34 protein-coding genes are annotated in these 26,992 nt (G+C 32.4%); 2 read left to right on the top strand and 32 right to left on the bottom strand.

What is annotated here, in order from left to right; all coding sequences use genetic code 11:
• Positions 1–67 precede the first annotated feature (67 nt).
• The 13 genes from LQ189_RS08670 to LQ189_RS08610 form a co-directional block, all read right to left on the bottom strand.
• On the bottom strand, positions 68–2,488 hold the full coding sequence (locus tag LQ189_RS08670; protein ID WP_230155829.1) for a hypothetical protein: 2,421 nt from the start codon (positions 2,486–2,488) through the stop codon (positions 68–70).
• A 10-nt stretch (positions 2,489–2,498) separates the two neighbouring features.
• Entirely contained in the window at positions 2,499–3,164 is a 666-nt protein-coding gene (locus LQ189_RS08665; RefSeq protein ID WP_230155827.1) for a hypothetical protein, read from the bottom strand.
• 18 nt (positions 3,165–3,182) lie between these two features.
• Positions 3,183–4,193 (bottom strand): hypothetical protein, encoded by a 1,011-nt coding sequence (locus LQ189_RS08660; protein WP_230155825.1) that lies wholly within the window; start codon positions 4,191–4,193, stop codon positions 3,183–3,185.
• Between the two features lie 146 nt (positions 4,194–4,339).
• On the bottom strand, positions 4,340–4,633 hold the full coding sequence (locus tag LQ189_RS08655; protein WP_230155824.1) for a hypothetical protein: 294 nt from the start codon (positions 4,631–4,633) through the stop codon (positions 4,340–4,342).
• Positions 4,620–4,907 (bottom strand): hypothetical protein, encoded by a 288-nt coding sequence (locus LQ189_RS08650; RefSeq protein ID WP_230155823.1) that lies wholly within the window; start codon positions 4,905–4,907, stop codon positions 4,620–4,622. Before LQ189_RS08650 ends, LQ189_RS08655 begins: the two co-directional genes overlap by 14 nt.
• A 209-nt stretch (positions 4,908–5,116) precedes the next feature.
• Positions 5,117–5,452, bottom strand: a complete 336-nt coding sequence (locus LQ189_RS08645; protein ID WP_230155821.1) for a hypothetical protein — start codon at positions 5,450–5,452, stop codon at positions 5,117–5,119.
• Between the two features lie 3 nt (positions 5,453–5,455).
• The gene (locus tag LQ189_RS08640) at positions 5,456–5,926 is read right to left on the bottom strand and encodes a hypothetical protein (protein WP_230155819.1); all 471 of its coding nucleotides are present in this window, start codon (positions 5,924–5,926) and stop codon (positions 5,456–5,458) included.
• Positions 5,927–5,930: 4 nt separating this feature from the next.
• The gene (locus tag LQ189_RS08635; protein WP_230155818.1) at positions 5,931–6,413 is read right to left on the bottom strand and encodes a M15 family metallopeptidase; all 483 of its coding nucleotides are present in this window, start codon (positions 6,411–6,413) and stop codon (positions 5,931–5,933) included.
• A gap of 357 nt (positions 6,414–6,770) precedes the next feature.
• Positions 6,771–7,079 carry a hypothetical protein gene (locus LQ189_RS08630; RefSeq protein ID WP_230155816.1) on the bottom strand — a complete coding sequence of 103 codons (309 nt, stop codon included), beginning with the start codon at positions 7,077–7,079 and terminating at the stop codon, positions 6,771–6,773.
• Positions 7,054–7,629 (bottom strand): zincin-like metallopeptidase toxin domain-containing protein, encoded by a 576-nt coding sequence (locus tag LQ189_RS08625; RefSeq protein WP_230155814.1) that lies wholly within the window; start codon positions 7,627–7,629, stop codon positions 7,054–7,056. The genes LQ189_RS08630 and LQ189_RS08625 overlap by 26 nt, the downstream gene beginning before the upstream one ends.
• 218 nt (positions 7,630–7,847) lie before the next feature.
• Positions 7,848–8,159: a hypothetical protein gene (locus LQ189_RS08620; RefSeq protein WP_230155812.1), complete on the bottom strand. Its 312-nt coding sequence runs from the start codon at positions 8,157–8,159 to the stop codon at positions 7,848–7,850.
• A gap of 3 nt (positions 8,160–8,162) precedes the next feature.
• Entirely contained in the window at positions 8,163–8,435 is a 273-nt protein-coding gene (locus tag LQ189_RS08615) for a zincin-like metallopeptidase toxin domain-containing protein (RefSeq protein ID WP_230155805.1), read from the bottom strand.
• The gene (locus LQ189_RS08610) at positions 8,432–8,683 is read right to left on the bottom strand and encodes a hypothetical protein (RefSeq protein ID WP_230155803.1); all 252 of its coding nucleotides are present in this window, start codon (positions 8,681–8,683) and stop codon (positions 8,432–8,434) included. The genes LQ189_RS08615 and LQ189_RS08610 overlap by 4 nt, the downstream gene beginning before the upstream one ends.
• On the opposite strand from LQ189_RS08610, the gene LQ189_RS08605 reads away from it, so the two are divergent.
• Positions 8,673–8,876: a hypothetical protein gene (locus tag LQ189_RS08605; protein WP_230155801.1), complete on the top strand. Its 204-nt coding sequence runs from the start codon at positions 8,673–8,675 to the stop codon at positions 8,874–8,876. The two genes, LQ189_RS08610 and LQ189_RS08605, sit on opposite strands and share 11 nt — an antisense overlap.
• Positions 8,877–9,439: 563 nt before the next feature.
• Here the strand turns inward: LQ189_RS08605 and LQ189_RS08600 are convergent.
• From LQ189_RS08600 to LQ189_RS08570, 7 genes are all read right to left on the bottom strand, one after another.
• Positions 9,440–9,874 (bottom strand): hypothetical protein, encoded by a 435-nt coding sequence (locus LQ189_RS08600; RefSeq protein ID WP_230155800.1) that lies wholly within the window; start codon positions 9,872–9,874, stop codon positions 9,440–9,442.
• A 6-nt stretch (positions 9,875–9,880) separates the two neighbouring features.
• Positions 9,881–12,064 (bottom strand): hypothetical protein, encoded by a 2,184-nt coding sequence (locus tag LQ189_RS08595; RefSeq protein ID WP_230155798.1) that lies wholly within the window; start codon positions 12,062–12,064, stop codon positions 9,881–9,883.
• Between the two features lie 39 nt (positions 12,065–12,103).
• Complete coding sequence (locus LQ189_RS08590) at positions 12,104–12,448, bottom strand: hypothetical protein (RefSeq protein ID WP_230155796.1); 345 nt, start codon at positions 12,446–12,448, stop codon at positions 12,104–12,106.
• Positions 12,449–12,868: 420 nt separating this feature from the next.
• Positions 12,869–13,294, bottom strand: coding sequence for a hypothetical protein (locus tag LQ189_RS08585; RefSeq protein ID WP_230155795.1), 426 nt, complete (start codon positions 13,292–13,294; stop codon positions 12,869–12,871).
• Between the two features lie 142 nt (positions 13,295–13,436).
• Complete coding sequence (locus tag LQ189_RS08580; RefSeq protein ID WP_230155794.1) at positions 13,437–14,768, bottom strand: DUF2586 domain-containing protein; 1,332 nt, start codon at positions 14,766–14,768, stop codon at positions 13,437–13,439.
• 297 nt (positions 14,769–15,065) lie between these two features.
• Positions 15,066–15,245 carry a hypothetical protein gene (locus tag LQ189_RS08575; RefSeq protein ID WP_230155793.1) on the bottom strand — a complete coding sequence of 60 codons (180 nt, stop codon included), beginning with the start codon at positions 15,243–15,245 and terminating at the stop codon, positions 15,066–15,068.
• A gap of 101 nt (positions 15,246–15,346) precedes the next feature.
• The gene (locus LQ189_RS08570; RefSeq protein ID WP_230155792.1) at positions 15,347–15,934 is read right to left on the bottom strand and encodes a hypothetical protein; all 588 of its coding nucleotides are present in this window, start codon (positions 15,932–15,934) and stop codon (positions 15,347–15,349) included.
• Between the two features lie 279 nt (positions 15,935–16,213).
• Here LQ189_RS08570 and LQ189_RS08565 point away from each other — a divergent pair, with 279 nt between their 5' ends.
• On the top strand, positions 16,214–17,014 hold the full coding sequence (locus LQ189_RS08565; protein WP_230155790.1) for a S24 family peptidase: 801 nt from the start codon (positions 16,214–16,216) through the stop codon (positions 17,012–17,014).
• 146 nt (positions 17,015–17,160) lie between these two features.
• On the opposite strand, the gene LQ189_RS08560 is transcribed toward LQ189_RS08565, so the two are convergent.
• The 12 genes from LQ189_RS08560 to LQ189_RS08505 all read right to left on the bottom strand — a co-directional run bounded on the left by LQ189_RS08560 (position 17,161) and on the right by LQ189_RS08505 (position 26,920).
• The gene (locus tag LQ189_RS08560; protein WP_230155788.1) at positions 17,161–17,814 is read right to left on the bottom strand and encodes a hypothetical protein; all 654 of its coding nucleotides are present in this window, start codon (positions 17,812–17,814) and stop codon (positions 17,161–17,163) included.
• Between the two features lie 108 nt (positions 17,815–17,922).
• Positions 17,923–18,627: a hypothetical protein gene (locus LQ189_RS08555; protein ID WP_230155787.1), complete on the bottom strand. Its 705-nt coding sequence runs from the start codon at positions 18,625–18,627 to the stop codon at positions 17,923–17,925.
• Between the two features lie 10 nt (positions 18,628–18,637).
• Positions 18,638–19,594: a hypothetical protein gene (locus LQ189_RS08550; RefSeq protein ID WP_230155785.1), complete on the bottom strand. Its 957-nt coding sequence runs from the start codon at positions 19,592–19,594 to the stop codon at positions 18,638–18,640.
• Positions 19,595–19,601: 7 nt separating this feature from the next.
• The gene (locus tag LQ189_RS08545) at positions 19,602–20,237 is read right to left on the bottom strand and encodes a DUF4280 domain-containing protein (protein ID WP_230155784.1); all 636 of its coding nucleotides are present in this window, start codon (positions 20,235–20,237) and stop codon (positions 19,602–19,604) included.
• 2 nt (positions 20,238–20,239) lie between these two features.
• Positions 20,240–21,238 carry a hypothetical protein gene (locus LQ189_RS08540; protein WP_230155783.1) on the bottom strand — a complete coding sequence of 333 codons (999 nt, stop codon included), beginning with the start codon at positions 21,236–21,238 and terminating at the stop codon, positions 20,240–20,242.
• A gap of 9 nt (positions 21,239–21,247) precedes the next feature.
• Positions 21,248–22,549, bottom strand: coding sequence for a hypothetical protein (locus tag LQ189_RS08535; protein WP_230155777.1), 1,302 nt, complete (start codon positions 22,547–22,549; stop codon positions 21,248–21,250).
• Positions 22,542–23,099, bottom strand: a complete 558-nt coding sequence (locus LQ189_RS08530; RefSeq protein ID WP_230155775.1) for a DUF6046 domain-containing protein — start codon at positions 23,097–23,099, stop codon at positions 22,542–22,544. Before LQ189_RS08530 ends, LQ189_RS08535 begins: the two co-directional genes overlap by 8 nt.
• 12 nt (positions 23,100–23,111) lie before the next feature.
• Positions 23,112–23,579 (bottom strand): hypothetical protein, encoded by a 468-nt coding sequence (locus LQ189_RS08525; RefSeq protein ID WP_230155773.1) that lies wholly within the window; start codon positions 23,577–23,579, stop codon positions 23,112–23,114.
• Positions 23,580–23,962: 383 nt separating this feature from the next.
• Positions 23,963–24,157 carry a hypothetical protein gene (locus LQ189_RS08520; protein ID WP_230155772.1) on the bottom strand — a complete coding sequence of 65 codons (195 nt, stop codon included), beginning with the start codon at positions 24,155–24,157 and terminating at the stop codon, positions 23,963–23,965.
• 815 nt (positions 24,158–24,972) lie between these two features.
• Complete coding sequence (locus tag LQ189_RS08515; RefSeq protein ID WP_230155770.1) at positions 24,973–25,497, bottom strand: hypothetical protein; 525 nt, start codon at positions 25,495–25,497, stop codon at positions 24,973–24,975.
• Positions 25,498–25,527: 30 nt separating this feature from the next.
• Positions 25,528–26,208 carry a hypothetical protein gene (locus LQ189_RS08510; protein WP_230155768.1) on the bottom strand — a complete coding sequence of 227 codons (681 nt, stop codon included), beginning with the start codon at positions 26,206–26,208 and terminating at the stop codon, positions 25,528–25,530.
• A gap of 391 nt (positions 26,209–26,599) precedes the next feature.
• Positions 26,600–26,920, bottom strand: coding sequence for a hypothetical protein (locus LQ189_RS08505; RefSeq protein ID WP_230155766.1), 321 nt, complete (start codon positions 26,918–26,920; stop codon positions 26,600–26,602).
• Between the last annotated feature and the right edge of the window lie 72 nt (positions 26,921–26,992).

Below are 26,992 nucleotides of genomic sequence, written 5' to 3'. Positions count from 1 at the left end.
AAGTCCACAAAAATTATAAATAATCTTTTGGGGTTTTACACCCCAAAAGATTACAAACTAAACAATCTTATTTTGCAATTACTTCGTCACGGATTGGTGCATTATGCGCCACAATTCCAGCAATTACGTAATTATCTACTGACTCAACATCCAATACAGCCACTTCTAATGGCTCTTCTTTAAAGATGATTGATTCAATGGTTTTGATCTTTCCTGTTTTGTCTATTAATGACATACTATTTACTACATTCTTTGTTCTTAACCATTGCACATTTACTCCATCTTGAGTTGTTAGTAATGAGTGTTCACCCGTTACTTTTACAACAGTCCCATCTTGAGCTGTAATTTCATAATAATTATTAACCAGAGCTGTTTTTTTGTTAATTACTGTTACCGCTGCTTTGCTGGCTTCATTTAGTTTTCCTGTCCAGGCCAAATAGTCTCCTTCAGACTCATCGACTTCGTTAGGAAAAGAGAAGCCTTGAAGCTGATCTCCAACCACCACATTCTTTAATTTTTTTGATTGCCCTGATGCCATGGTTACCAGAGATTCAACATCGAAGCAATTACCAAAATCTAGATCTGTAGTTACCAAAACCTCAGAAGTGAATTCAGAAACATTACCTATACTATTTTTAGCCCTTACTTTATAATAATAATTAGTATTGTAATAATTTCCGGTATCATAAAAATAGTTTTCAGAAACATCAGCCGTATATATTAAACTAGATATACCTCCAGCTGTTCTTCTCCATACCTCAAAACTAACAACATTTTCATTTGCTAATGCAGCACTCCATTGAATGTATATCTCATTTATATTTTGTACATACCCGTATATATCATTTGGAGCTGAGGGCTGAGTAAGATCAATAGTATTTGTTGTTACACTTACGATATTACTATCTGCTGATACATTTCCTGCCTCATCTTTTGCTTTAACATAAAAAGTATAAGATGTGCCAGGTGTCAAGCCATAAATAGTTCGGTTGAAAACATTACCTACTGAGATTGGCGAAATAGCGTTTCCGTATACAATATAATCTGTAACACCAAATTCATCAGTTGCTCCTGACCAATTTAAAGATACACTTGTAGTATCAATGCTTGCTACCATTAAGGTTGGCGCTGTTGGTGCTGTTTTATCACTTGGACGTCCTGTATATTCTATGAAATGTACCACTCGATAAGGAGACATATTTGTATGTGATAGATTACCTCCTTTAAAATCTGTATAAGGATTATTCCCTTCAGAACCATCCGATCCAACTGCAACTCTACCAGATCCAGTCTGGCTATTTGATTGATTTGAAATAGTATGATTGTGTGAAGGCATTTCTTCAATTGATAAAGCATGTTCACGTTTACCTCCTGCATGACCAAGAGTTTTCAAATTATAATTGATCCTATCAGCACCTTGTGTATATACTGGGTCCAAACCAATAGGCATTTTGCCTCTTAAATCTACGTACTCCTCCCAACCTTCTGGAAATGGTGCTGTTTTACCCCAAATAGCAATCATTCCGATAGGCACGGCGATTGCTGGTTTGTTTTCTAAAGCTGTGATACGACTAAGTAATGAGTCGATTAGTGTGTCGCTTTTTGTGACCTGATTTAATCCATCTATTACTAGCAAAGAACCTGTTGAATTCGATGAATTGATATTGTTTAAATATACTTTTCCTCCTACATAAGTATTGGTCCAATCTGGCCCATAATTTAAAGTAAGACTTGTGTTTGATTGGTCACTACTATCTACCAAAGCTCTTCCGGTAGAATCCGTTGGGTTAAGCAATCCTTTTCTTTGAGCCGATCCTAATCTAAAATCTGCTACTCTAACTTTTGCAAAACCACCTTCTTTTATATCTAATTTTGACAATTGATGGGTCCCAAGATCTAAATCTCCTTGCATGGCTTTTGACCCGTTAATCGGGAGATACGATTCGTTAATTAGATTTATATCTTCTTCAATCGTATTGATATTAGCTTGAATTGCATCAATGCTCAAATTTATCGCTTTTAGGATTTCATCGATTGTTTTGATATCTGTAACAGGCACCAAATTGCTTACATCATAATATTTGATCGTTTGCACGTCGCCACTTTTAGTAACGACAACCTCATCATTATATTTCTGCGAGCTATATTCTGCTTCATAATCATAATAGGCCGTTTGAGACGCGCTAGTTCCGTAGATTAAATTTACAGCTGTTCTGGTGGTTTTTAAATAAGGTTTTTGAGTTCCAATAGTAATAGGATACAAAATTCCTACGTTATTTCCTGGGTTTACGGGATCTTCCTGACGGATAACTGCCCAGCCTTTTTGCTGACTTGTTGCATGAGCCAGAATATAATCGTTGGCGAGATCTATACTAAAATGTCTTTTTAAAGCCTCGTACAACTCAGATCTGTAAGCTGTTTGAAGCCTCTCTAATGTTTCTTGCTCTAGGGGAAATCCTCCCGAATTACTAAAATTTACTTGTTTCATTTTTATTGATTTAAATGTCTGTAGTTTTTTCTATTTTTTTATCTGAGGGTTTTTTGGGTAAATACGAATAACTTTCATAACTCTTGCCCGCTAGTTTATAAAAATTAAGAAGACTGTGATACTTAATAGTGGCTACGTTTATAGCTTCTGTATCTATAGCTTCGTCACTTTGGGGCTGAACAACAATACCATCTCCCGTTCCGATTAAAGTTTCTGGTATATATACTCTAAAATTAGCGTAAGCAACGGACGTATAATCTTTGCGATGGGCTAGATAAATGGGTTGGTTATTTCTGTTGTTATAATCATCATGCTTAAATATTTTTAGTTGCGGAATTATTAACGTTCCATTTGGTTCATAATACTCTTTGTGGAGATATAGATATTGTAAAGTAGGCTTGACAGACTCGTCAATATAAATTAACCCTTGTACTCGCTTCTCCTCAATACTTAAATTGGGATTATATTTTGCAAATTGATTAAAGGCTTCGTTGAGTACTTTCTCAAGATAAATAACTTGACCTGTATGTTGCATTTTATACAACGTTTCCTCGTAAATGTTTCGAAGAGGAGTGAGTACAGCCTCAAGCCAATCAAAATGTGTTTTCTTTCTAAGAATTGGAGGAATGAGCCATAGCAATAGCTTTCCCCATTTTAAAACGGTGTAATTATTCATTGGTATATAAAATTTAGACTATTGTTTATCTCGGTAGAAGGTATAAGGAATGTAGTTTACATTAATTTTAAGTTGATCTAAATCGAAATATCCCGCTTGAGGAATGAAATATTCCATTTTAGTAACTTCGGTTAGTGATGGATAATTTTGATTGTTAGGATTTTTTGCCAAAGAAGTATGAATTTTATTAAGTACAGGAATTTTCACCCCTTGAGCTTTCTGAATAGCATCGACTAAAAAAGTTTTCACAAAAGCACCGTTAAACTCGATATTCTTTAAATGATTTTTAATAGCTTCTTCTACAGGTTTTGTTGAAGTGTCTAAAATTAAAGAACCATTGTCCTTATTAAAATTATGGATTACTTTTGGTTCAGGATTTTTAACTATATATTTATAAGCTTCAATGTCTTTAGGATCAATGAAAATTGTCATTGGATCTACATAAACAGTAAGATTCAGTTCTAATATATCTCCTGGGCTTGAGATAATATGCACTTGGTTTCCAGCATCCTTAATTCGAGCAATATATTCTTTAAAACCAGCCAGTTGATCAGGAACATCTATTCTCGAAATTTTACCATTATTTTCAGTAGCTACTTTTATAAAAACAACCCCTACTTTATTACGAAAATAGTCCGAAAAAATTTCATCTACATCTTTATTAGGTTTAAGAACCGTTTCTAAATCTACTTCACTAACTGCACAATACTTGATGATTTTAGCCTTTTCAATTTCTTTATCATCAATAAATCCAGTAGTATCAAATTGATAAGAACCGTCTTTCCATTCAAGTTCTGCCCCATGAATGTAATTTAACGCCTGTTCTCTATACCAGTTTAAAGTGTGTGGTCTAGAAACCAAAGCATTTTTTTCGACTATTTTTTCGTGTACCCAAATTGCAGTTGCCACAATGTTTACCCAAAGTCTCCAAATACTTGTTTTTGAAGAGCTTGTCAAGCCTTTTAAAGCCGATTGATTATCTTTCTCGTTCAGAATTTCATTCTGTATTTCAGCAATTGTACGTGCCATATTTTATTTTTTAGATATAGTTTAGCCTGTAAGACATATGTAATATGCTTATAGATAATTTTTTATGTTTTTTTCTTGTAAATACTACAGAGTTGTAGTTTTCTTTTAGAGACTTCTAAAAGTTGAGATTAATTTTTGATAAATGACTAATGAATGATAAAATCATCTTCTATAATCATATAATCAATTCCTGAGAAGTAATACCCCTCTTCTTCAGTAAGAGCAGTTGCAGGTTTTAATTTTCTGGAATTGTAATATTCTACAATATCTTTTTTAAAGGCCTCTCTACCAATTTTTAAATCTTCGTAAACACAAAGATCATCTGTAATGTCAAACTTTTCATTGTCTTCTAGCAGGTCGAATACTTTTTCTATGCTTCCATATTCTTGCAAAGAAATGTCAAAAATGTTCTGATTTTGTTGTGGTTTAATAGTTTCCATCGATTTTAATGTTTTGCAAATCGTTAACATCTAGTATTTTAATATAAAAGTTGTCATACGATAATTGTTTATCTATTTCGTTTTCTAGTCTTAGCCTAGAGGTTGCATCTGGGCTGTTAATGTATTTTTTAATTCCTACGCCAAGTATAGGAAACTCCTTGTAGCTTCCTTTTTGGCTTAGCAAAAGGTGTTCGATATTTTGCTGATCTGAATCTTTGATGGCAAAATCTCCATTAATAATTAATAAATCGTCTTCAATAATGAAATCTTTCATATTTTGTTGCTTTGTGGGTTAATATCACCTTTGAATTTGCGCGCCATATCCAAAAGATGCTGTTTTATTTGATACTGTAAAAATACGCCATGCTTTACCCTTAACCAAGATTTTGAAGACTTGTAATCAGTAGTTTCAGCAGGTTGTGCATTACAACAAAAAACTATTAATCAATAAATTATGGTGCTTTATTTTTATTCAGAATTAAATTATTTCGTTCTAGGAATAATCACGTCCATAATTACTTTTAAAATAATTTTCACTATATTTTTTTTAATAGTGTTCAGTCTTATTTTTGACAACCCATTGGCCTGAAGTGTTTTTAAAACAACTATATCCAACTGACTTTTTAACAACCATTCTAATTCTTCTTTGGTTATATCTCCAGTAGAAAAAAGAATCATGCAGCGTTCTAATTTACTCTTAGAAATCTCAAAAAAAGTATCAAAATCTTTTTCTAGCTGTGACTTAATATCTTCATAACTATGGAAGAAAACTACTTTTAATTCCTCCTTAATGTTTTCAATTACTTTGTCGTTATTCATGGCTTATGTATTGAGGTTGATTAGATCTAGCAAGGCCTCTTTAGATTCTTTGTCTTTTTTTACTTCATATTGAATGAGTAAATCGAAAGCTTCTAAAATTTGTTTTTTAAATTCCTCTAAAAATGATTTTGACACAATACCATTTATTTCCCATCGTTTAAAAAATCCAGCCAAAAGATTTTTTTCTTTATCGGTCAACATTTTCCACATAGCAAAAGTGATGTCATTGTTGGGTTTATTCTTCTCATATTCTATCAATTTTTCTATGTCTAAGAATAAGTTTTCGACCTCTTCTTTATGAACAACATAAGGAGTAGCTGCTTTATTTATTAGTCTATTGGTGGCCACTTTTAACTCTATGGTTTTTTCGTAAGAGTACTGATCAAAAAGAGCCGTTCTAGTAAGGCTGCAAGAGGAAAAGATCAAAGAAAAAACGATTAAAAAGGCAAAGTGTTTTAGTTTTAAATGTTTCATTTGTTTATTTATATAAGATTACATAGTTTTTTTTGTCCCGTTTTAGCTTGCTTAGTACTTTCCAATCGCTGTATCCTTTTTTATCAAAATGCGAAAGATCTTTAAAGGTTTTCCAGTCACCGCCCCAGTTCCAATTATATTTGGCGAAAATTTTCACACATTCCTGCCAGTCCGAAATCTGGTCATTGTCCCAGTCTTTTGCCGTATCCCATGAGGCTACTTTCCCGTCTATAATTAAACAAATGTCAACGGCAAAACCATAGTTGTGAATCGATTGTCCCCCTTTGGCATTGGTGACTTTTTTTCCCGGTTTTGTTCTACCAAAAGCATAAAGATCCTCTTGTTCCTGAAAAGTTCTAAGACCTTGCGTAATGCGCACTTTTGCTCTTCCTGTTAAAGCAAGATTGCATTCCTCGATAATTTTAGTAACTTCTTCCCTAACCGAAGGATGAAGTAAATCAATGTGTTTTTTTGTTGTTTGATCCATATTTGTATGTAATAATGATTTTAGATTTTGAGAATAAAAGGCCTATCCCGATGGTTCGAAAACAATCACGGTATAAATGAAAGGCGGTAAGGTGATGTTGCTTTGAGAGGTATTTATGACTGCAATAACTCCTGAAAAATGTTCTTTTTTGGATTGCAATAGCCGTTTTTAAGAACACTGTAAAAATACATCGAAATAGCGTGTGCAAAAAATAATATGGCTTTGCAAAACAGTAGTTTCAGTAGAAGATTTTTTCTTTTTATGATTTTTATATTGTAGCTTGAAATTTAGATGAAAAACAAAAAAACACCCGTTTTTCTAGAGGAGAAAAACGGGTGTTTAATATAGATGATTTTTTTAATAAGAACCATCAACTTCTATGTATCCAGCTTTTTTAAGTATATAGAGTAATTCTAAGGTTTCAGCATCAAAATAGGCAAAACAATACATTCCTTCAAATAACGAAATGATTTCGCCGTTTTTATCATATTCTATTTTGTCTTCTGTCTTAAAAGACACTACATAAACCTCTTTATTAGTTTTATCTCTTAGAATAACTAATTCTTTATTGTCACAATCCAAGCCAATATCCTTATCGTATGAGATAACATTTGTTTTTTTTATCCATTTTTTTAAGTTTTCAATTACTTGTTCTTTTGCTTCCATAATCTATTTCTAATTGTGCCTCACTAAATCTAGTTTTATTCTTCATAATTTCATCGAACACATATTCTTCTCGTTTGTAAGTTCTTACAAGATCTAACTCAAGATCTCCACTTACGGCTCTCATCCCTCCAATGTATTCATCTTTCCCAAGTATTCTATATTCTTCTAAGTGTTTAAACTTATGAAAAACTTCGTAATCTGTCATGCCTTTTTGAACATATAAATTACCATTAAATGGATTAAAACCAGCCTTATTTCCGTTCAATAATTTATGCCCTTCAGGAAGTATAATTAGCTTCGATTCTCCCTCCGAAATTACATTTATTTTTTTGATACATTCTTTAATTTCTTTTCTATTTAGTTTTTTAGCTCCTAAATAAACTATTTTGCTAACCTTTCTTCCTTCCCATTTTGATAAATAATCAAAAAAATCATCATATTCTTTGTTGCTCATTTTAGCAACATCTTTGCGTGCTTCTGTTTCAACAAGTCGATTTACTTCCTCGGCAACTCGTCTTATTTCTTTGGCATCTTCTACTGTTTCAGCCAATTCGGCGGCGGCTTTTCCTTCTCGGGCTATTTTGGATAAATTGGGTAGACCAAAAGAAGCTAGATCTACCGTAACACTAAAGGCTATCCAGCCATAACCTTTTTACCACAACGAAATAAGGTACTTGAAAAACAAAAAAACACCCGTTTTTCTGGAGGAGAAAACGGGTGTTAGTGCATAAGTAGTCAATATCTCATTATTCCACTTTTATAAAAGAATCAATAAGATCCATCGACTTCTATATACCCTATTTTTTTCTTGATGTATAATAAATTTAATGTTTCTGCATCAAAAACTGCAAAACAATACATTCCTTCAATAAACATATCAATTTCACCTTTTTTATCATAGGTTATGTAGTCTTCTGTTTTAAAAGATACTACATAAACTTCTTTCTCAGTTTTGCCATCTCTCAATGTTTCTAATTCTTTATCCCAACATCTAAAGCCAATATCTTTATCATAGGAAATAACGTTTGTTTTTCTTAGCCAAATTTTTAAGTTTTCAATTATTTCTTCTTTTGTATTCATAGTCTATTTTATTTTTGTTAAATCAATATCACTGTCAATACAATTTTTAATGACTTTATTCATGTAATCTTGGGCATCTTTTAATTGTACTTCACTAAATCTAGTTTTATTTTTCATAATTTCATCGAACACATATTTTTCTCGTTTGTAAGTTCTTATAAGATCTAACTCAAGATCTCCACTTACGGCTCTCATCGCTCTAATGTATTCATCTTTCCCAAGTATTCTATATTCTTCTAAGTGCTTAAACTCATGTAAAACTTCGTAATCTGTCATGCCTTTTGAACATATAAATTACAGCTAAATGGATTAAAACCAGCCTTATTTCCGTTCAATAATTTATGACCTTCTGGATGTATAATTAGCTTCGATTCTCCCTCCGAAATTACATTTATTTTTTTGATACATTCTTTAATTTCTTTTCTATTTAGTTTTTTAGCTCCTAAATAACCTATTTTGCTAACCTTTCTTCCTTCCCATTTTGATAAATAATCAAAAAAATCGTCATATTCTTTGTCGCTCATCTTAGCAACATCTTTGCCTGTTTCTGTTTCAATAAGTCGATTTGCTTCCTCAGCAACACGTCTTATTTCTTTGGCATCTTCTGCTGTTTCGACTAGTTCGGCGGCGGCTTTTCCTTCTCGGGCTATTTTGGATAAATTGGGTAGACCAAAAGAAGCTAGATCTACCGTAACACTAAAGGCTATCCAGCCATAACCTTTTTACCACAACGAAATAAGGTACTTGAAAAACAAAAAAACACCCGTTTTTCTGGAGGAGAAAACGGGTGTGTTTTATAAAGTATGTTTTTGAAATCTAATTTAATCAATACTAAGATACATGGATTTGTTTTCATCCAAGCACTCTTTTGCAATTAAATAAATATCATTAAAAGCTCTTAAATCCATATCATTAATTTCATTTCTGGTATCTACTTCAATTTTTTCTCCAAAGACTGTTATAGTATATCCATCTTTTATGGGCTTCCTAATAGAAAGTAAATGATTTATTTAACGTTCAAAAACGGCTTTTATTCCCAACGTTTCTTCCGCTGACAATTCAACATCCATTATCTCTGTTTTATTCGCTTTCTCTGGAATGATCTCTTTGAGTAAATCTAAAACAATTAGGTATTTAAGGTCTAAGTCTTTATTACTGACCCATTTTTTGTTTTTGGATTATAAATCAAAAGGATTAAACTCCCTATTAGTTTTTCCCTCTATAATTGAATTACTAATAAATATCCACTCTCCATTTTCGTACAAATGATTCCCCATTTCTTATTTCTTATAAAAATATTTTAACGGCTGATTAGCTTTTATGTGTTCCTCTAAAAGCTTTTTAAATCCGGTTAAATTATATATAAACTTATCAATTTCATACTCTCTTCCTTTATGATATAAATAGTATGTCACTCCTTTGTATTTGAAAGGTTGATTTTCGAATTGTTCAGGAAATTGTTCTCTTAATTCTTTTTTAAAAGGATTGAAATCAGGATGCTTCAATAGTTCATCAATTCTATACTCAGAAGCAAGAACAATTTCCGACATTTCATTTGTACTAATTTCAAAATTATTTTCAGAAAAAATGCGAAGTTTTAAGCTTTTCTTTAACTCTGGACTTATATTCAAATTGGAATAATGATTAAATGCTGTTTCAAGATCTGAACCGCCATATCTTTTCCCATCTACATCTAAAATGTGTAAATATTTCATGATTAATTATTTTATTAAAATTACTATAATAGATTCTCCTTCGCTCACACTTTTAATTTTGGAAAAGCCTTTATGTTTCATTGTATTAAAAAAAGTCGTACTTTCAACAGCTTTATTAACATCCCAAAAAACATCCATAGATTTTGTAAACTCTTTATAGCCTAACGACTCACCATCTGGATATTCTGGTAATTGTTTCCATTCAGCTTTTATAGATTTAATATTGTTTCCAAAAATTTCAAATGCTTCATCTACCCATTTTTTTCCTAAACCACTAACACCGTATGTGTTAAAATCAAACTCTAACTCTCCTCCCCAAAGTCTTGCCTTATTATTCCACATGAATTTAGGGTCATCTACTTTCCAAACAATTTCATCTGAATATTCAAATATATCATATTTTTTATTATTAAATTCTTTGTTTGTTTGAGAAATCAATCCTTGTCTTTCAAAAGTATTTAAGGCAATCTTTTCTTGATTTTTAGAATCTTCTAGTTTTGTTGTTTTTTCAACAAACTTCTCAAACTGCTTTTCGCTCATCTTAGCAACATCTTTGCCTGTTTCTGTTTCAATAAGTCGATTTGCTTCCTCAGCAACTCGTCTTATTTCTTTGGCATCTTCTGCTGTTTCAGCCAATTCGGCGGCGGCTTTTCCTTCTCGGGCTATTTTGGATAAATTAGGTAAACCAAAAGAAGCTAGATCTACAGTAACACTAAAGGCAATCCACAAATTGGCAAGCCAGCCGTAGCCGTTTGCATGCCATTTTTCTAAAGTGCCATTACTTAGCATGGCGTAATGAGTGGCATCTTTTGCCAAAATTGCACCCGCCAATGCTCTTGTGGCTACAGGTACTCCTTTGGCCAAAACAATTCGCAACGCCCCATAAGCAGATAGCAAACTTAATAAATCTGTCGCAATATTGAACAAATCCCAATTTGATTGTTTAGTAGCCATGTCGTGCAGTTTCAAGGCAATAACGAATGTATTGTCATCGCCTATTTGTTCGCCAAAATTGCCCAATTTTGTACCAAAATTTAATTTTGCTAATGGATTAAATGGTTTGTTATGAATGTAATATTCTGGAGCATAGACCTCTTGTACTCCCGGAGGGTACATTCTGTCTAGTTCTTTTGGGTTATAAGATACTCTTGGTTTTCCTACAAGCTTGGTTTTGTCTTGATAATTATTTAGATTAATTGTAGTCCCTGACCAATCGGTTTTTACATGAACGTCTCTAAATAAGTAGTAGGTGTTGTCAAAATATACAATATCTATTGGTTTTGTGTTATCAAAATCGGAGACTAAGTGAGTTAAAAAGCGTAATAAGTCTTGCACTTCTTCACCATGAAGTTTAGTATAGATTTTATATAACAAATCAGTATCCCGAAGTTTTACATATAAAGATTCTTTGTCCTTTATTGCATAAAGAATTTGCAAAATGGCTTTATCCTCATTTGTCCCTACAAAACCGGACATTGCCGACATATCATTTAAAATGAGATCAAGATGCTCATACAAATCATTATCATTTATTTGTCCAAATACAATTTTTGGAAGCGATTCATAAATAACATCTAATTTGTTAGGATCCTTTTTGGCTTCTTCTATTTTTTTGAGATATTGATCAATTACGATTCTGCTCCCAGTATCGGTATATTTAATCCCTAACGACTCAAAAAGAGCCAGAAAAAGATCAAAGTCATGAACTGTAAATTCAAATGCCGTATCAACTAAATCATGGTTAAAAATTGTTAAGGTAAAATTGGTATTCTCTGTCCCAAATTCAATTGCTGTTTTAAAATTTTTAGTTATTAAATTTATTCCCGTAAAAGGAACCCATTTTAAAAGTATTACTCCCTCTTTTACATTTTCCTGACTATTATGATATGTCACATTTTCTGCATTTACAGGAACGTTCATTTCATAAATTGGCATTCCAACTAAATCATTAAAAAGCATTTTATCATGAATACTTCCAATATGTCTTTTAATACTCTCTACAACTTTTTTTATTGATATAAAATTAGTCGTATTATTTATCTTCGAAGATTGAGCATACTGTAGCATTTCAGCAGTATTTTTCTCATCTTCCATCTGCTGACGCCAAATGCTAAGCATAGTTTGCCTAAAGCGAGCCATTTCAGAAGCACTGGTATCTTTAAGTTCTATAGTATGGTTTTTAATAATCATTAGGGAAGTTTTTACAGAAGGATAAAATGGATTTTGTTATTACAAAATCTCTATTGTAACTGGTTTGGGTTGGATATGGTCTGAAAATGCTGTGGTGATATTAAGGCGTAAATCGTCTTCTTGCTCTATTTTGCCATCGCCTCCCAAATAACAGTTTTTGAAAAGCACTTCGAGTGCTTTGAATTCATCCATTTTGGAGGCTTGCAGCACCGCAGAACGAATGCTCATATCTGGTTTTCTGAAATAAGCAAATAGTCGTGTTTCATCATCATCTGCAATGGTAAGTTTAACTACTTTTTTATGCTTGTATTTCCATTGATTGAATTGCGCTTGAGTAATGTTTCCGTCAAGAATATTGGTTTTTTTTGAGGGTACTGTTTCCATGTTGAAACTTAATTATTGGTTGTATGATTGAGTTCTTATTGTCTGAGTTGAAAAGGGCCTTTTGCTTTTTATTTTGATGGTTTAATCAAAATAGCCATACCAGCTGTTGTTTATTGACACAGGTATCGATGTCATTGTTATAGTAACTAATTGACTTTTGGATCGTTTATGTCAATTACATCATTAAAAAAGAGGCTGCTTGAGTTATTCGTTTTGAGTTAAACAATCTCAACACAGCCTCTTGAGGAAGATTCCTAATCTAAAACGGACGAATAAAGAGTCTGTAAAATGGTTTGCATGCAAAAGTTATATTCCTGTTGAATTCGTTTTGCGTAATGCGATTGAATGTTTGGTTTCTCTTTTAAGTCGGTTTTTAGCAATAGAAAAGGGCATTGTACTTTTAGGAATTAATCAGGATGATTAGTTCCACTCAATATGTGAGCAAATCAAATCAAAAGAAACCGCAATTTTGGTATCGCCTTGGCTAATTCCTCTGCTGTTTGAGTTGAACTCACAGTTTCTTACAGTATGTGTAATTACTTCGTTACTATCATCAAGGTAACTTACGATGATACTGAAAGGGTTTACATCTTGCAATCTTTGTCCTTTTGGTAAAGCCGCCAAAATAGATTCTACTTCGTAGTTGTATAAAGTAATTGAAGCTTTTGCTTCATACTTCCCTCTACCTCTGTGTACTGGCATGTCTCCAGCTCCATAATGGTTTTCTTTAGATACTGAGTCACTATAGTTTACAGCAGTGATACCAGTAACGATATTGCCTGCAATACTTACTTCAATTGATGACCAGCTGTGTTGTTGTCCGTTAATTAATGGTAATTTATTCATATCTAGCGTTTATTTGTTTTTTTTATCCCGATAACGATCAGGAGCTATACTCTTTTATTTATTTGTTTTTTATCACAATCCAATTAGAAGGGTAGTGGTTGTGATTTTTTTATTGTTGGTGAATTATAACGAATTCAATACATTATGCTTTGTCGATTCCGAAAGGATTTTTGAATCCTAAATCAACCATAATTTTACGAGCTGTACCAATTGGGGTGATTTCTGCTTTCACTTTTAATTCTGATGTTGCCAAAATGTTTTGTTTTGGATCTACATATACATCAAAATCTGAAACTTCCTGGTTCGCCACCATTCCTTCTAAAGCAGATCTACATAAGCCTTCAAAGCTTTTTGAAACGGATTGAGGTAATTTTCCATCAATATCTACCAAAACTGGAGAAGCTAATTTTGGTAATAAAGCAGTACGCAATAAACGAGTTGCTTTATTTATTGTACGGTTGTTCTCTACATAAGCAAAGTCTGATGTACCCATAGTACAAGTGTGGCTGTCGTTAAAATAAACACCTGATAATCCTGTGTGGGTTCTAGCAAAAATGAATCTCTTTTCGTTTAGCCCGTTTAAAGTTCCTAACGTTTTAATTTCTTTACCGCCTACAAAACCAGCTTTGGAAAAACCCTCGCCAGTAAGATTGAATTTTTCGATCCAAGCGATGTTCTCAGATACTTTTGCTTTAGAGATAGCCCCTAATGCTAATCCTACTGCTGCTGTATTTATGTAAACCTCTTTGAAAGTGAATTCAAGCCCCTCTTTATCGTCATTATTACTGTTATCGATTTTCTGCACCTTGTAAATATTATAAGAATTTTCTACTGGCACTAATTTCTCGTTATAAGCTAAAGTATAGAGTTTGTCATTCTCTGCTGTACTACCTTTCATAAACAATTTTTGCTCAAAAGCTTTCTCAACATCAATGGCAATTACAACAGATACATTTTCTGCGTTCAATTCAGATAGATTCATAGCAGTATCAGGATCAAACCCTTTTCCCTCTAAAATTACCTCAAAAGGCATGTAATCTTTGTAACCAAGGGCTGCTTGTGTTTGTGCTTTTAAAACAGCAGCTTGTGTGTCGGCAAATGTAGCTTCTCCAGAAAAAATAATTGCCAATTGGCGAATATTCCCGTTGGCCTGTTCCTGCATAGCCATTGCTTTATCAACAATGTCCTCATAAGAAGTTGCCGATGTTCTCATAATATACAAGTCTCCAGAAGGATTCATCCTGAAAAATTGTTGAATTTGATAGTAAGCCGATTGCCCGTTTACATCGTAATCAGCAGTAATTCCTAAGGCTTCTGCATCTTCTAATGAAGCCAAACGCTCTACTTTTTCAAAAAGTAATTTTGAAGTTGGAACTCCGTCAAAAAGTAATCCTGAAACCATGTCTTGATCTGGTGTTCTTCTCCCTAATCCGCCTGATAGTTTGTTAATCACAACATCATTTAATGTACTCATAATATAAATTGTTTTAATTGTTTAAATTTTACTTTTGCGTTAAAAAGAGGCAAAAGATGGACTGTAAAAAGTTTAAAAACTTTTTATTTTTAATGATTTTAATTTTAAAAAGGTATTTGTAATCTGGAATCCAAAAAGTAGTTTACTATTTTTGGAAAGCTTTCAAAAAACAGTTTTTTAAATTGAATTTTACTCTTGGCCAAGAGATAAACTTGCTTTTGATATCAAGTACAAATTTAAAGTTCAAACTTGCTTTTTCCAATTTTATTGACTGTCAAAACCAGTAGTTTCAGTGTTTTAGGCTCTGGCTTCAGTAGCGAGCCCTTCGTTTATAATGGTATAAATTGTACGCTCTGTGAGAAACAAGTTATCCGAAAGCTCAGATACGACAACTTTCATTTGTTTTGCTTGATTCATATTCAAATAATTGATTACATATTCTCTTCTTTTGTTTAATAGTGTTCTACTTCTTTTCATGTTTGGGGTTTAAAAAAGGGTATTAGGTTAAATAAATTTTAGATTCGGTCGTTGTCGTTTGTATATGTGTTGTCTGCTCTTAATTTAATAGCGCTAAGATTTTAAGTAGTAGTTGCTGAAGCTGTGTCTAAATCTACAGTTCCTTCAACTTGATTTGGGTTGATTCCAATTATCCCTGAGTTTAAGTCGTAGCCAAGTGCCTCTAGCTCTTCATTACTCAATCCATTATTGAAAAGGATGTATTTCTTTTTCAAGATATTTTCGACCAATGTTGTTTTATAGGTCATTTCCCAAATAAAATAGTCGTTTTTAGCCCAATACACTTCCTCATTGTTCCATTGCTTTTCTTTTACCTTAAACGTTGAATTAGTGTCTAAATTGGCATTACTACTACTAGTGGTCAATATCGCTTTATCTATGCGATGAGCGATTTCGAATACATCCTCGTAGCTTGTTGAAGAAAGGGTACCAACTGGCAGCACTACATAAATACAAAAAGACACATCTGCTTTATAGTTTTTTTCAGAAGATGTTTCCCAAGCAACAGTATCATATTTGAACATTACGATTGGACTTGTAACTGCTGTTTTAAAAACTGCATCACTGTAAAGATGTACTATTGGCGCATTAGAAGAAAACTCCGTTTCGATAGCGCTCTTTTTTTCGTTATAAAATTCGTTTAAAATCATATGATGGATTATTTTTTTACAAATATACAACATATGTTTTATTGATTACAACATATTACGTTAAATAATGCAGTGATTTCAGTAATATGATTTAATAATTTTATATTGAAGTTACAGTAACACAATGAGAAAGAAGCTACAAACATACTGAAAACCAGTGAATTTAGAATAAAATAAACAAATAAAAACTATTTTTTGCTTTATATTATCTAACTTTGCAACATATAGCTGAATCCCTTAAAGAAAAACAAAACATATTACACAAAAAGTATTCATACTATGGAAATACATACTAAGATAAAACATATTATAGACGAGCTTAAATTAAACAATAACTCATTTGCCAAAGTAATAGGGGTAACTAGCACCACAATAGATAGTATTACCATTGGCCGATTGCAAGCCGATGGTGAAAGAAAAAGAACCAAACCAGGATTTGACTTGCTTCAAAGTATAATTACTCATTGTAATGTAAATCCTGATTACCTTTTTAAAAATAGTGATGAAATTTTCGTCAATAAAACAAACAATCAAGTTAGTTTGAACATTCCAAAGATTATCACGGTAGATGCTCACGGTGAAGAAAACATCAATTTTGTTGGAGTAAAGGCTCGTGCTGGTTATTTAGACGGTTATGCTGACCCAGAATACATGGAAACACTTCCTTCATTTAGCATGCCTATGTTAAAAAACGGTACCTATAGATGCTTTGAAATAAAAGGAAACTCAATGTCGACTACAATTCATGATGGGGATTACCTTTTTGGAAAATATGTCGACAACTTTGATGATATCCTTGACGGCAGAATTTATGTAGTAATAAGTAAAAATGACGGTGTCGTAGTAAAAAGAGTTTTAAACAGAATCAGAGAAAGTGGCAAATTAATTCTAAAATCCGACAATAGAGACGGAAACTACCCCATGTATTCTATTTATGCAGAGGATATTCTAGAGATTTGGTACGCCAGCATGTATGCCTCTAAGCAGATGCCAGATCCTATTAACATCTATGAAAAACTTCATGCCCTAGAAAGTAAAGTTTATGAAATGGAAGAGGCTTTAAAGAAAAAACTGAATTAAATCCAACAAAAAACCGCAATACATTGGTTGCGGTTTTTTTGTTAGATCTAAATGTTACAACATAAACGGAGTCATAAGTAGAAAAAGGAAAGTGAGATTATTGCTTTTCTTACCATAGTTTGCAAGGTTCTTTGACCTGTTTAAAGTTATTTAGTCGGTGAAGGAAGAGTTTCATACTTTGTTCTGATACCTAAATTATTAAAATATTTTTCTAAATCATTGTACATATAATCGCTTAGGTCTAAATTTTCTATTTTTTTAAATGATTCTTTTGTTTTGCATTCAAAACAAATTTCTAAATAATCAAATACTTTACCATTCTCGTCAAAAAATAAAATAGCATTTCTAGGCAGGTAACAACCTCTGATGATCTGTGAGCAATTAGCATTTAATCTGGAACAAGTGTTGTACAATATATCAGATAATTTTTCTACTTGAGAAAGATTTAAGGTTTTAATTTGAGTTACATTTTGCAGTGAAAGTGAATCTAAGTTTTTTCTTGGAAGCTCAATTCCAATATTATAATCCAGAGTTGTTACAGTTTTTCCTGTTTCTTTGTCATAAGTTTCTTTTGAAACTCTGGTCATACCATCAAAATTTAAATTGTACGATATGATTTTTATTTGAGAAGCTTTTTTAAAAGGATAAGAATTAATTCGTTTTGAAAGATTAAAGTTCGTTTTGGTTACTTTTTGACTCTTGTGGCTTTCAGATCCGCTAGTCTGTGAAACTTTACGTTGCGCATTTACAATAGTTGTAGTAAATAAGCTAAGACACAAAATGATTCTTATAATCTTCATAAATTTATTCTTTAAAATCTGAACACCTTATTTATACACTTTATGAAACAGAACTATATATTGAAATTTCCTCTTTGTGTTTTACCTTGTGAAGAAGTCAATAATGTTTTATTTATGCTCATCACGCAATACGCCTGGTTTGTCTTCTAATACTTGCCCGCCAATTGGTCCTTCTAAGTTTACACCAAACATTTTCATTATCATTTCCTCTTTTTTACTGCACATATCGAAACCTACTAATTCTTTATTACTAAAACTTGTCCGACGAAATACCTGACTTGGAAAAGCAATATAGTCTTTGTCTTTTCCGTTTTTTACAAATACTAAAATAATCTTAGGATACCTATCTTCAATCCCGTCACAACCTGTTATTTTGTATCGAAATTCTATAGTGTTATCATATTTTATCTCATAATAATTAAATAGGATATCCGAAATTTTATTTAACTGCTCTTCTGTAACTAAAATCTTTGAGTCGTGAAATTTAGATTTTAAATAATTTCGGGGTTCCTTATCTACGTAGTATTTTGGTGTTACAACATAAACGGAGTCATAAGTAGAAAAAGGAAATAGCATTTTTCTCTCCTCCAAGGGAATATTGAAAAGCGAAACAAGTGTATCTTGTTGTACTTTGGGTTCTGGGGGTGATACTGGAAGATTTAATAAAGCTTTACGAAAATTTAAATTTTCATGAAAGAATTCACAATTATCGCCACAATACTTACTGCGTAATTCTGTCAATTTTTTTTCTTGGGCATTGCTTACAATTGTTAGGAATAAAACCATCCCACTTACTATTATTTTTGATCTCATGGTGTTACTTTTATTTAAAATCCGGATATTTTTGTTCTATTTGTTTTTTCCAATTTTCATAGCTTATTGTGGTAACATTTTTTCTGTGGAATGTCTCATATTTCTTCGAAAAATATAATTGGGCATAATGTTCTTTATCAATTTGTACTTGTGTCAATTTACTTTTTCTATCCAACAAAGTGTATATTTCCTTTCCTTTACTATGTAACCAAAGCTCTTTTTTTGTAACAATTAACTCTTTTAGTTTAGTATCATAATATAACCATCCTCTTGTGTCTTGCCATGCAGATGACAAGTAAGTATTTAAAATGGAATGATAGTTATAAATGGTTAATTTACCATATTTGTAATCACTTCCATCATCAATGATAGAAAAATTAGTATTGCCAAATATTTTGATGTTTTTAATCGTGAAATCCGCGAGCTCTTTTAAAAAAGCTGATTCATCTGCTTCATTACAAGCTACCGAAATGAAGGCTCCTTCATCTAGCAAACCACTTATTAAAATTTTTAAACCTAAAAAGGTTTTGATTTTTAATTCATCGGGACCATTTTTAGCAAACACAAGTTTTGACTTTTCTAATATTTTTAAAGCATATGCATCATCTATAGCGTCTGGAATTTCCCCCAACCTGGAAATAACTAATTTTATTTCACGTATTTTATTAGCAAATAAAATTGCCCAACTCGCTTTACCTATAGAAGTGTCAGAAAATATATTCCCATGATGAACAATGCAAATGTTTTTAAATTCAAATGTAGTACAAAGTTTTCTAATTTTACTTAAGTCAGCGAGACTTTCCAGCTTAATAACTTCCCAAATATCATTATAAGTTCTTTTAAATTGTGCTACACCTCCTAATTCCAGAACAATCAAAAGATTAATCTTCTTTTTTTCTACAATTAACGTTTTTTCTTGAAAACTAGTATCTCCATTTACTTCTTTTATTCTAAATGTTCTTTCCATTTTTTAGCTACTCGTTTATGTTTTCAATTGAGAGTTCTTCTTTCAAAATAGCCTGTCCATCTGCATTTACTTCCCCACTAAATTTTAGTAGTTTTGTACCTGTTTTGATGTCTTTTCCATTTACCTCATCAATTACAATGACAATCGTTTCTCCCTCTTTATAGTTTTTTGTTTCTACTATTAAGCTTACTTTATCACCAATATTGGCAGTAGTTATATCGCTGTCTAAATTTGCATTTTTCCAAGTGACACTTATAATTTGTTTTTCTAACTGTATTATTTCGACAGGTGAATAGTCATTAAATATAACTATTTTAGGATCAGTTTGAAGTGCATTTGTAATACTTATCTTTCCTCCAACAGTACATTTTACTGTTGAGGTCTCTAAAAGGGCTTTTTTATTATTTTCGAAAACATTACTTGCTGGCTTTTCCCATTTTGAAGGTATAATGGGGGCGCACGGATTATTCTGATTTGCTGCACAAGTTCCGAAAAAAGGACTCTTAAAAATTACATCTTCATCAGAAGCCATCAATTTGTTTTGGATGAAAACGGTATTTTGGGATTTTACATCCAAAATACCAGGTGCAGACCCTTTATCGCACATACATATAGCGCCGTTGCATACATATTTGGTTGCCATAATTAATTAATTTTTACGTTACTGCCACTAATTGTAGTATCTCCAGAAGCATTGATGTTTATCTTTTCGCTAGATTTTAGAGTAATGTTTTTTGCTTCGATGTTAATGTCGCCTTCAGATTTTAGAGTAATGGCTGTTTTTCCTTTTAATTCAATTAAATTATTATCGTCTTTTTTTAATCGAATACTGTCACTTTCTCCATTAAGTTCAAACGCTAATTTTTTTAGTTCATCATCTTCAAATAAATATCCTGCAATTTTGTTGCCTTCTATTGAAAATGAAGATTGTTTTTTATCTTGATCATTTTTTAATAAAACAACCTGTTTCTCTGGAGTAGTAAAAATTGAATTCAACTCTCTACCTTCGTTATTCTTGAATTTTAAAGTAACATTATCTTTAGATGCAGCTAAGGTCAAACGTTCTTTTATTTCTTTGTTTTCAATCAAATTAAAAGACGTTGTTAGGCTATCAGGTGTAAAAAGTGTAGTCGCTAATGTTTTTTCATCTTCATCAAAATAGCTTATCTTAAAATTTTGATCTTTGTCAAATTCGATTTTAGCAACATCAGTAATTTTCGTTTCATTCTCCTCCGTTTCGGTATCGGTTTTTATATACCGAATGTGCAGCTTATCACCATCAACACTATAGTCAAAAAATAATTTTGGATTATTTTTAGCTTCTATTCTCCCCATTAACCTATCAACTTCCGAAAACTGAGAAATAAACGCCCTTGTTTCTACTCCATCAATAATAGAAGCCAACACCCAACTATCCTTTTTGGGAATGGTAATGATTCCTTGTTCTAAGTCCAGAATAGAAGCTTTCAAACGTACGTTTTTAATGATGGCTCCATCGGCTCTCATAATATTTACAGTATAAGCGTCTTCTGGATTATGGAGCGATTCAGTTTCTGTATTTATTTCAATGACTTTTGCCGCAAACGTTTCAACAAGTTGATTCTTGCTAGCGACATCTTTTATTAGATCTTTTATATTTCCCATTTTGTATTTTTAAACTGTTTCTACTCTTCGTCCTATGTAAATCTTTTGCCTGTAACCGTTTTCACCATAACTTCGCTCAACTTTTTCGACCTGAAAGGTGCCGTTTTTTTCTTTATCCTTAGCGTTTTCCAGAATTACTTTGTCTGTAGGCCTTACAAAGGGTTCTCCAAAAGTTAAAAAATAACCTTCAAATCCATTTGGTTTAGACTGCATGGCTCTCAAGGCACCATATTGATACAATACTGAAGTCGCTTCCGTTGTTGCTTTTTCGAAAGCTTCAATGTCTTTTGGTAAGTCTTCATTATCATTATGTAGGACATGAGTTTTTATTAATTGCCCATTCGGATCACCTAATTCGATATAAACTGGAGTGTTTGAATTCTTAAAGTATTTTTCTACTCGTACACGGGTATTCTTTGTAGATTCATTCACTACTGTTAATTTATCCTCTATAATATTGTAACGAAATTTAAAACGCACTTCACCCGAGAAGACATCAGAATCGGATCGAGTCATTTTACTCAATTGAGATTTTAAAAGACTTAGTCCTTGGTTAATTAACTTTTTTACAACAGCACCTGCTAGAGGGCTTTTTATAAAATTCCGATCTATAAAACCCGCTAGTTCTGTAGCTGTATGTTGTTGCGGATTATTGGTAATTGTAAGTACTGGCCCTGAAGCTTCGGTTTTAAAATAAGTATATATTCCTTTATCTTTCAACATTTCGAAAACCTGAGCCAAGCTTTGATCTCTGTTAATCATAACATTCCCCAATTCTTCGTCAAGAGCATTTACTTTAAAAGGTAATTTTAGTTCTTTTATCCTTTTTTCAAAGAACATTTTGGGATTAAAACTTTCAACATTTGTTGTTGGATTTGTTGACACTACATTGTACATATCATTCTTATCCTGAACATCATTATCTTTTACAGCTTTTACTTTCTTAAAAGCATACATCACGTCTTCACAAGATATTCTAACATTTACATCCGTTTGTACTCCTTTGACATACCCTCTGAAAGCTGGTTTGTAATCGTCATCATATCCTAAAAATATTTCGATGAAACTTTCGAGTTTAAAAAAATCATGGATTGTTTTTTGCGCACCACTTGCATTTGCAAATAAACTCTGGTCAAATCCTTTGGTGTCAGTATATACTTTTTGAGGCATTACAATAGTAGCAGTATCTGTAAGCGTTTTATAAGAACTGCTTATCTCGACATTTTTTACATATGTAAATTCATAAAATTTAGGGGTTGGAATGAGTCTGATGGTTTCGTAAACTCTAATTTTAGCATTTAATTTAAGCATTGTCTCTCATTATTAGTTCTACAGTTTCATCTGATGTGGCACTGGCAGTAAATTTTTGAATATTTTTTGTTCCAGCAATAGATGGGATAGAGTAGGAGTCTATTACTAGTTCATAAATGCCAAATCGGTTTAAGATGGCATGTGTTACTCTTAATGAATAGGGAGCATTAAGGAATTGTTTCAGTAAGAAAAGTTTTTCTTTTGGATACTCATCGCCCGTTTCATTGGCAATTAATCCCTCTATCGAAATACTAAAATCGCCATTTGATATATGCTCTTTGATTGTTGAATCTCGCCCTTCTATACTCTCTTTTTTTATGTTTTTTGAGCGATTTAAATTAACCGTAACAGCATCTACTCGCAAACTTGGTAGATTAAGATCGCTTTTTACCAAAGGCTCAAATACTAAAGGAGCAAAAACCCTCAGGTTAAATTCCCCTCCTGTTTTATCTATAATAAAATCTTTCGATTCTGATTCGTTATAATTGATCCCAGCGTATTCGATGTCCTTGGTATCTAAAATTTCGTTTACATTAAAATTGAATTTCATATTTTTTTATTTTTAATTTGAAAATGTTTTAGCAAAGGCCGTTATGAAGGTGTTTTCTAGTCTTGTCTCCTTGTGTTTTTGTAACCACAGCGCCTCTTCTAGTAATTTGTAAAACTCATCCATAGCTAATTGATAGGGATCTATCTTAAAAGCATATCTGATAAGCGCTGCAGATTTCTTAAATTCATCCTTCTGAGGTGTAAAATCAATGGCAAATTCACTATCTTTTTTTATCATGGCTACAATAGAATTCCCTGCCGAAAGCATGAATTCATCATCATAGATCTCTTTATCCAATACACATTCTTGAAACAAAAACAATATCGCTTCATGTGGATTGTCTTTGTATTTATCTTGATAGTTTAAAAATGTAGTGAACGATGGTTTTCTGCAATAAACGTTTGTTAATTGGTCCTCAGAAGTAAGTTTTAATACGCTACCGTATTTTTCTTTTAGTTTTTCTATTGTTTCGTTTGGCATTTTTTTAGGCTTTACTTATTTTGTGTTTTTACAATGATTAAAAATTAGGCTTTTGAAATTATCCTTAGTTGTGCCATTTCATAGCATAAATTGACTGTCTCTTTTTCACAGACTTTAGCATTTCTGCACTCTGAGACTTTGCGAGTCCAGCTTCACGCAAAGCCACAAAGACGCAAAGTATATTTTCAATACCTTGAATATTGGTATGAGTTACGGATAGTTCGATTAAATTATGACTGTCCACTAAGCAGACGAACAATTCAACACAGAGGGGAGAGATTTTTACTCGTTTTTATATAAAAAATTGTTTTTTTTAACCATTTAAAATCTATGTTGTTCGGGTTCTATTCTCAAAACCGGAAGAAATAGCCGATGGTCAAATTTTAAATCGCACTATCTCTACTTTCTCTTTTTATGACTTCGGCCAAATCTTCATTTTTTTCGGATGTAGTTAAAGGCGTAATCATAAAACTCTCTATAAAAATGTTTCCTTCTAAAGGCTGTCGCAAAGGATTTTTAAAGTTGCTCATGTCTGCTGTTTTAGGTGTTTCGCCTAAGTCTCTTGGTGTAATATCCATGATTATTTACTATTTAGTTATTGATTAAGATTAGTATGGGAGACCTCTAAAATTGAGGTGATAATTCTCGAAAATCTTCTGAGAACGAATAGCACTATTATGTCTGTTTTTAAGTAGTAATAGTGGCTATTGGAGGGTGTAAAAATAATGCAGAAAACCATAAAAAAAGAAAAACAAGACGCCTGTTTTCAGTAGTTTCAGTAAAACAAAAACCTTTACAAAATCTTGTAGAACAACAAAATACACTAACAAAAAGCAATCATAAAAACTATTAACCATAAGGGTTGTGATCACTACTATTTTTCTAATTAAACAACATCTGTTTTTAAATAAAAATGCGCCAAAACCTACAAGAGCACTAAATGCTCTGATAGCCTTTGACGCAATAGTATAAGTGATAAATCAGCATCTGTGTTGGCTTTGAAAAACTCTTAACGCGAACCTCAACTTATTTTATTTACATAAGTTGTCAATGTAATATTGAGGCTATTATTAGGTTTAACCAACATTGAAAGCTGGCTTAACCGATTCGCTGTTTAACAGCTGCTTTGTGCCTTCTATATTGTTCTTTTATTTTTTTGAACTTTACCTTTATCAAGGATTTTCTTTAAGATTTGATGATACTTGTTCATTTCGATTTTTGATTGATTATATTTGCACCTCTCACATCATAAATTAAAATAGCAAAGCCAGCATTAGAAGACTTATGTCCTCCAACGCTGTGGCTTTATGCTTAATTAAATTACCGTGAGAAAGTTTTTAATTGTTGGAGGACTTTTTTTATTTCACGTCCTCCCGATGAAGTTAACCGCATATTAATCTCCTACGACAGGCGGCGGATCTAGCAATGAAATATTAGTCAAAATTCCGTTAATAAAAATGATCTCGTTTTGATGGTTTATTGAAACAGCTCCGCTATAGCCACTAGGCTGATTAGGCGCGTTGATAGCAATTAATTTAAATAAGTGATCAACATTATCTCCAGCTGATGAAAGAGCTAAAACAACAAAGGAATTTAAAGAAGGGTCGAAACGAATAGTCAGCTCGTGTGTATGACCCGAATCAGAACTAGTCGTTTTTGTAATGTTATTTCGAAAGCTTGAAATTAGATATTCAAATTCCGAAGCCATTATTTTTAGAAAGTGAAAATGACCATCTACCATAAGATCACCCACCATAAAATTATAAAGCAAAAAATCCCTAGATTCTTGATCAATAGTTTTTTTTCTCACTTTCCCCTCTGGAGTGATTACTAATTGCTGTGCCGTTCCTTGCTCTATCTCTGTAGCTACAGGAACGTTCATTAGTCTTAATTTCTTTCCAATTACCTGTTTTGACATATTTATAAAAATTTAGTTAATATTAATTTTCTAATTCGGAATAACATAAAGATTAGATATACTTTCTTCATTAAGATCTTCTATACTAATTTGACCCTCTCCAGGTGCGTTATAGAAATAAGTGTACTCTTCAATTTCTTGCAAATCGTTAAACGATAGTTGATCTAAACTGAAAACCGTGACGCTAATGAATTCCCCTAATTGCGAGTAATGAGCTATGTAATATTGAATTGTTTTATCGGTTCCAGCGACAACACTAAATGTTACACTTGTTCCTGCAATAACATTTGAGATATTAAAAAGGGCACCTTCGGTACTATCAGGATCAACATAACTACTAAGCAGTTCAAAATTACCACCGTAAAAAGTGCCAGCATTGAGATATTCACTCTCAACCATTCCCGTTACCGTGTCGCCAGTTAGGGGTTCGTCCGCAAAAAACATAAGGTTGTTTCTGTTGATTAAGAAACGCCCGGTTGTTTTGATTTGGCCAAACAAGTCAGCATGTGCATCTGGATTGGTTAAGTGATTTTGCAAAGCCTCCTGGTCTGCTTTCTCAGCTAAAATATTTTCAATGTCATCAATTGCGGTGATTGGAATCTTTTCATCTTTATGCCTAAAAGAATCCCAAGTGTCCCAAAACTGAGTTTGACTGGGTTTTAGACCGGTTTTAAACCAGTCCTTTATAGTATTTAATGTTTGTAATGCCATATTTATTTGTTTTTAAATTGTTAATTTCTACGAATTCAATATTTTATTGTTTTGGACAAAAGTGAATTAGATGATGATTGCTGTGTGTCGTTAGAAGAATAAAAAAGCGAAATCCTATAAGTCGCGTGAGTGAGAATAAATTCTGATTAAACCCCTAAACAAGCTTGCACGAAACCATCAACCAATAATTAAGCTGATTTTTATTCTAAAGGACAATGAGTCTTTCTTTTTTATCGAAAAATTGGGAGTTTTATTGATCAAGTAGAATTTCAAGAATACCTTCTGACAATAAAATCGAGTTTCAGAAAAACGCTTAACACTAACCTCAGCCCCATTTATTCACATAAGTTGTCCATGTAATGTTTAGGCTATTATTGGGTTTAAAATAATTCTATACCTTCCAGTCTATCGCATCCAAACAATGCTTTTTGGTTAGTATAAAAACGAGGGCTTTTCCTGTTGTGGTTAGGGTTTCGTTTTGAATATTTTTACCCACAACATTTGAAATAGTTTCATTACTGTTTCCAAAATCATAACCATCCCATTTGATTAGTGTTTTGTTCCAAAGTGTTCTAAATTCTCTGTTGGCTAATTTGTCTAACGTAACAGCAGAATCTCTGAAATAGCCTTTGTTGCGTACCAAAAGGAAATTGATTAGCGTAAGTGGTAGATACAAGAGGTAAGCGATTATGAATAAAAGGAATTCTAGCATAACTCCCAATCATTAGGTAGTTGACCATAAATGGTGCGTTCAGAATCAACTAGATCATTTTGCACGAATAGT

The organism is Flavobacterium sp. CECT 9288, from assembly GCF_918731615.1.
Classification (GTDB): domain Bacteria; phylum Bacteroidota; class Bacteroidia; order Flavobacteriales; family Flavobacteriaceae; genus Flavobacterium.
The sequence above is the reverse complement of the archived record's forward strand: the minus strand, read 5'-3'. Positions and strand labels throughout refer to the sequence as shown.

What these genes read in the sequence shown, in the direction of transcription:
- LQ189_RS08655 (WP_230155824.1), bottom strand. Translation starts at nt 4,633, where the DNA reads ATGGAAACTATTAAACCACAACAAAATCAGAACATTTTTGACATTTCT.
- LQ189_RS08645 (WP_230155821.1), bottom strand. Translation starts at nt 5,452, where the DNA reads ATGAATAACGACAAAGTAATTGAAAACATTAAGGAGGAATTAAAAGTA.
- LQ189_RS08615 (WP_230155805.1), bottom strand. Translation starts at nt 8,435, where the DNA reads ATGACAGATTACGAAGTTTTACATGAGTTTAAGCACTTAGAAGAATAT.
- LQ189_RS08585 (WP_230155795.1), bottom strand. Translation starts at nt 13,294, where the DNA reads ATGAATAAATTACCATTAATTAACGGACAACAACACAGCTGGTCATCA.
- LQ189_RS08640 (WP_230155819.1), bottom strand. Translation starts at nt 5,926, where the DNA reads ATGAAACATTTAAAACTAAAACACTTTGCCTTTTTAATCGTTTTTTCT.
- LQ189_RS08660 (WP_230155825.1), bottom strand. Translation starts at nt 4,193, where the DNA reads ATGGCACGTACAATTGCTGAAATACAGAATGAAATTCTGAACGAGAAA.
- LQ189_RS08590 (WP_230155796.1), bottom strand. Translation starts at nt 12,448, where the DNA reads ATGGAAACAGTACCCTCAAAAAAAACCAATATTCTTGACGGAAACATT.
- LQ189_RS08575 (WP_230155793.1), bottom strand. Translation starts at nt 15,245, where the DNA reads ATGAAAAGAAGTAGAACACTATTAAACAAAAGAAGAGAATATGTAATC.
- LQ189_RS08600 (WP_230155800.1), bottom strand. Translation starts at nt 9,874, where the DNA reads ATGAAATATTTACACATTTTAGATGTAGATGGGAAAAGATATGGCGGT.
- LQ189_RS08620 (WP_230155812.1), bottom strand. Translation starts at nt 8,159, where the DNA reads ATGAATACAAAAGAAGAAATAATTGAAAACTTAAAAATTTGGCTAAGA.
- LQ189_RS08560 (WP_230155788.1), bottom strand. Translation starts at nt 17,814, where the DNA reads ATGAAGATTATAAGAATCATTTTGTGTCTTAGCTTATTTACTACAACT.
- LQ189_RS08515 (WP_230155770.1), bottom strand. Translation starts at nt 25,497, where the DNA reads ATGTCAAAACAGGTAATTGGAAAGAAATTAAGACTAATGAACGTTCCT.
- LQ189_RS08550 (WP_230155785.1), bottom strand. Translation starts at nt 19,594, where the DNA reads ATGGAAAGAACATTTAGAATAAAAGAAGTAAATGGAGATACTAGTTTT.
- LQ189_RS08525 (WP_230155773.1), bottom strand. Translation starts at nt 23,579, where the DNA reads ATGCCAAACGAAACAATAGAAAAACTAAAAGAAAAATACGGTAGCGTA.
- LQ189_RS08630 (WP_230155816.1), bottom strand. Translation starts at nt 7,079, where the DNA reads ATGGAAGCAAAAGAACAAGTAATTGAAAACTTAAAAAAATGGATAAAA.
- LQ189_RS08650 (WP_230155823.1), bottom strand. Translation starts at nt 4,907, where the DNA reads ATGAAAGATTTCATTATTGAAGACGATTTATTAATTATTAATGGAGAT.
- LQ189_RS08510 (WP_230155768.1), bottom strand. Translation starts at nt 26,208, where the DNA reads ATGGCATTACAAACATTAAATACTATAAAGGACTGGTTTAAAACCGGT.
- LQ189_RS08635 (WP_230155818.1), bottom strand. Translation starts at nt 6,413, where the DNA reads ATGGATCAAACAACAAAAAAACACATTGATTTACTTCATCCTTCGGTT.
- LQ189_RS08555 (WP_230155787.1), bottom strand. Translation starts at nt 18,627, where the DNA reads ATGAGATCAAAAATAATAGTAAGTGGGATGGTTTTATTCCTAACAATT.
- LQ189_RS08595 (WP_230155798.1), bottom strand. Translation starts at nt 12,064, where the DNA reads ATGATTATTAAAAACCATACTATAGAACTTAAAGATACCAGTGCTTCT.
- LQ189_RS08540 (WP_230155783.1), bottom strand. Translation starts at nt 21,238, where the DNA reads ATGGGAAATATAAAAGATCTAATAAAAGATGTCGCTAGCAAGAATCAA.
- LQ189_RS08545 (WP_230155784.1), bottom strand. Translation starts at nt 20,237, where the DNA reads ATGGCAACCAAATATGTATGCAACGGCGCTATATGTATGTGCGATAAA.
- LQ189_RS08665 (WP_230155827.1), bottom strand. Translation starts at nt 3,164, where the DNA reads ATGAATAATTACACCGTTTTAAAATGGGGAAAGCTATTGCTATGGCTC.
- LQ189_RS08530 (WP_230155775.1), bottom strand. Translation starts at nt 23,099, where the DNA reads ATGAAATTCAATTTTAATGTAAACGAAATTTTAGATACCAAGGACATC.
- LQ189_RS08520 (WP_230155772.1), bottom strand. Translation starts at nt 24,157, where the DNA reads ATGGATATTACACCAAGAGACTTAGGCGAAACACCTAAAACAGCAGAC.
- LQ189_RS08535 (WP_230155777.1), bottom strand. Translation starts at nt 22,549, where the DNA reads ATGCTTAAATTAAATGCTAAAATTAGAGTTTACGAAACCATCAGACTC.
- LQ189_RS08505 (WP_230155766.1), bottom strand. Translation starts at nt 26,920, where the DNA reads ATGCTAGAATTCCTTTTATTCATAATCGCTTACCTCTTGTATCTACCA.
- LQ189_RS08610 (WP_230155803.1), bottom strand. Translation starts at nt 8,683, where the DNA reads ATGAGCGACAAAGAATATGACGATTTTTTTGATTATTTATCAAAATGG.
- LQ189_RS08670 (WP_230155829.1), bottom strand. Translation starts at nt 2,488, where the DNA reads ATGAAACAAGTAAATTTTAGTAATTCGGGAGGATTTCCCCTAGAGCAA.
- LQ189_RS08580 (WP_230155794.1), bottom strand. Translation starts at nt 14,768, where the DNA reads ATGAGTACATTAAATGATGTTGTGATTAACAAACTATCAGGCGGATTA.
- LQ189_RS08570 (WP_230155792.1), bottom strand. Translation starts at nt 15,934, where the DNA reads ATGATTTTAAACGAATTTTATAACGAAAAAAAGAGCGCTATCGAAACG.
- LQ189_RS08565 (WP_230155790.1), top strand. Translation starts at nt 16,214, where the DNA reads ATGGAAATACATACTAAGATAAAACATATTATAGACGAGCTTAAATTA.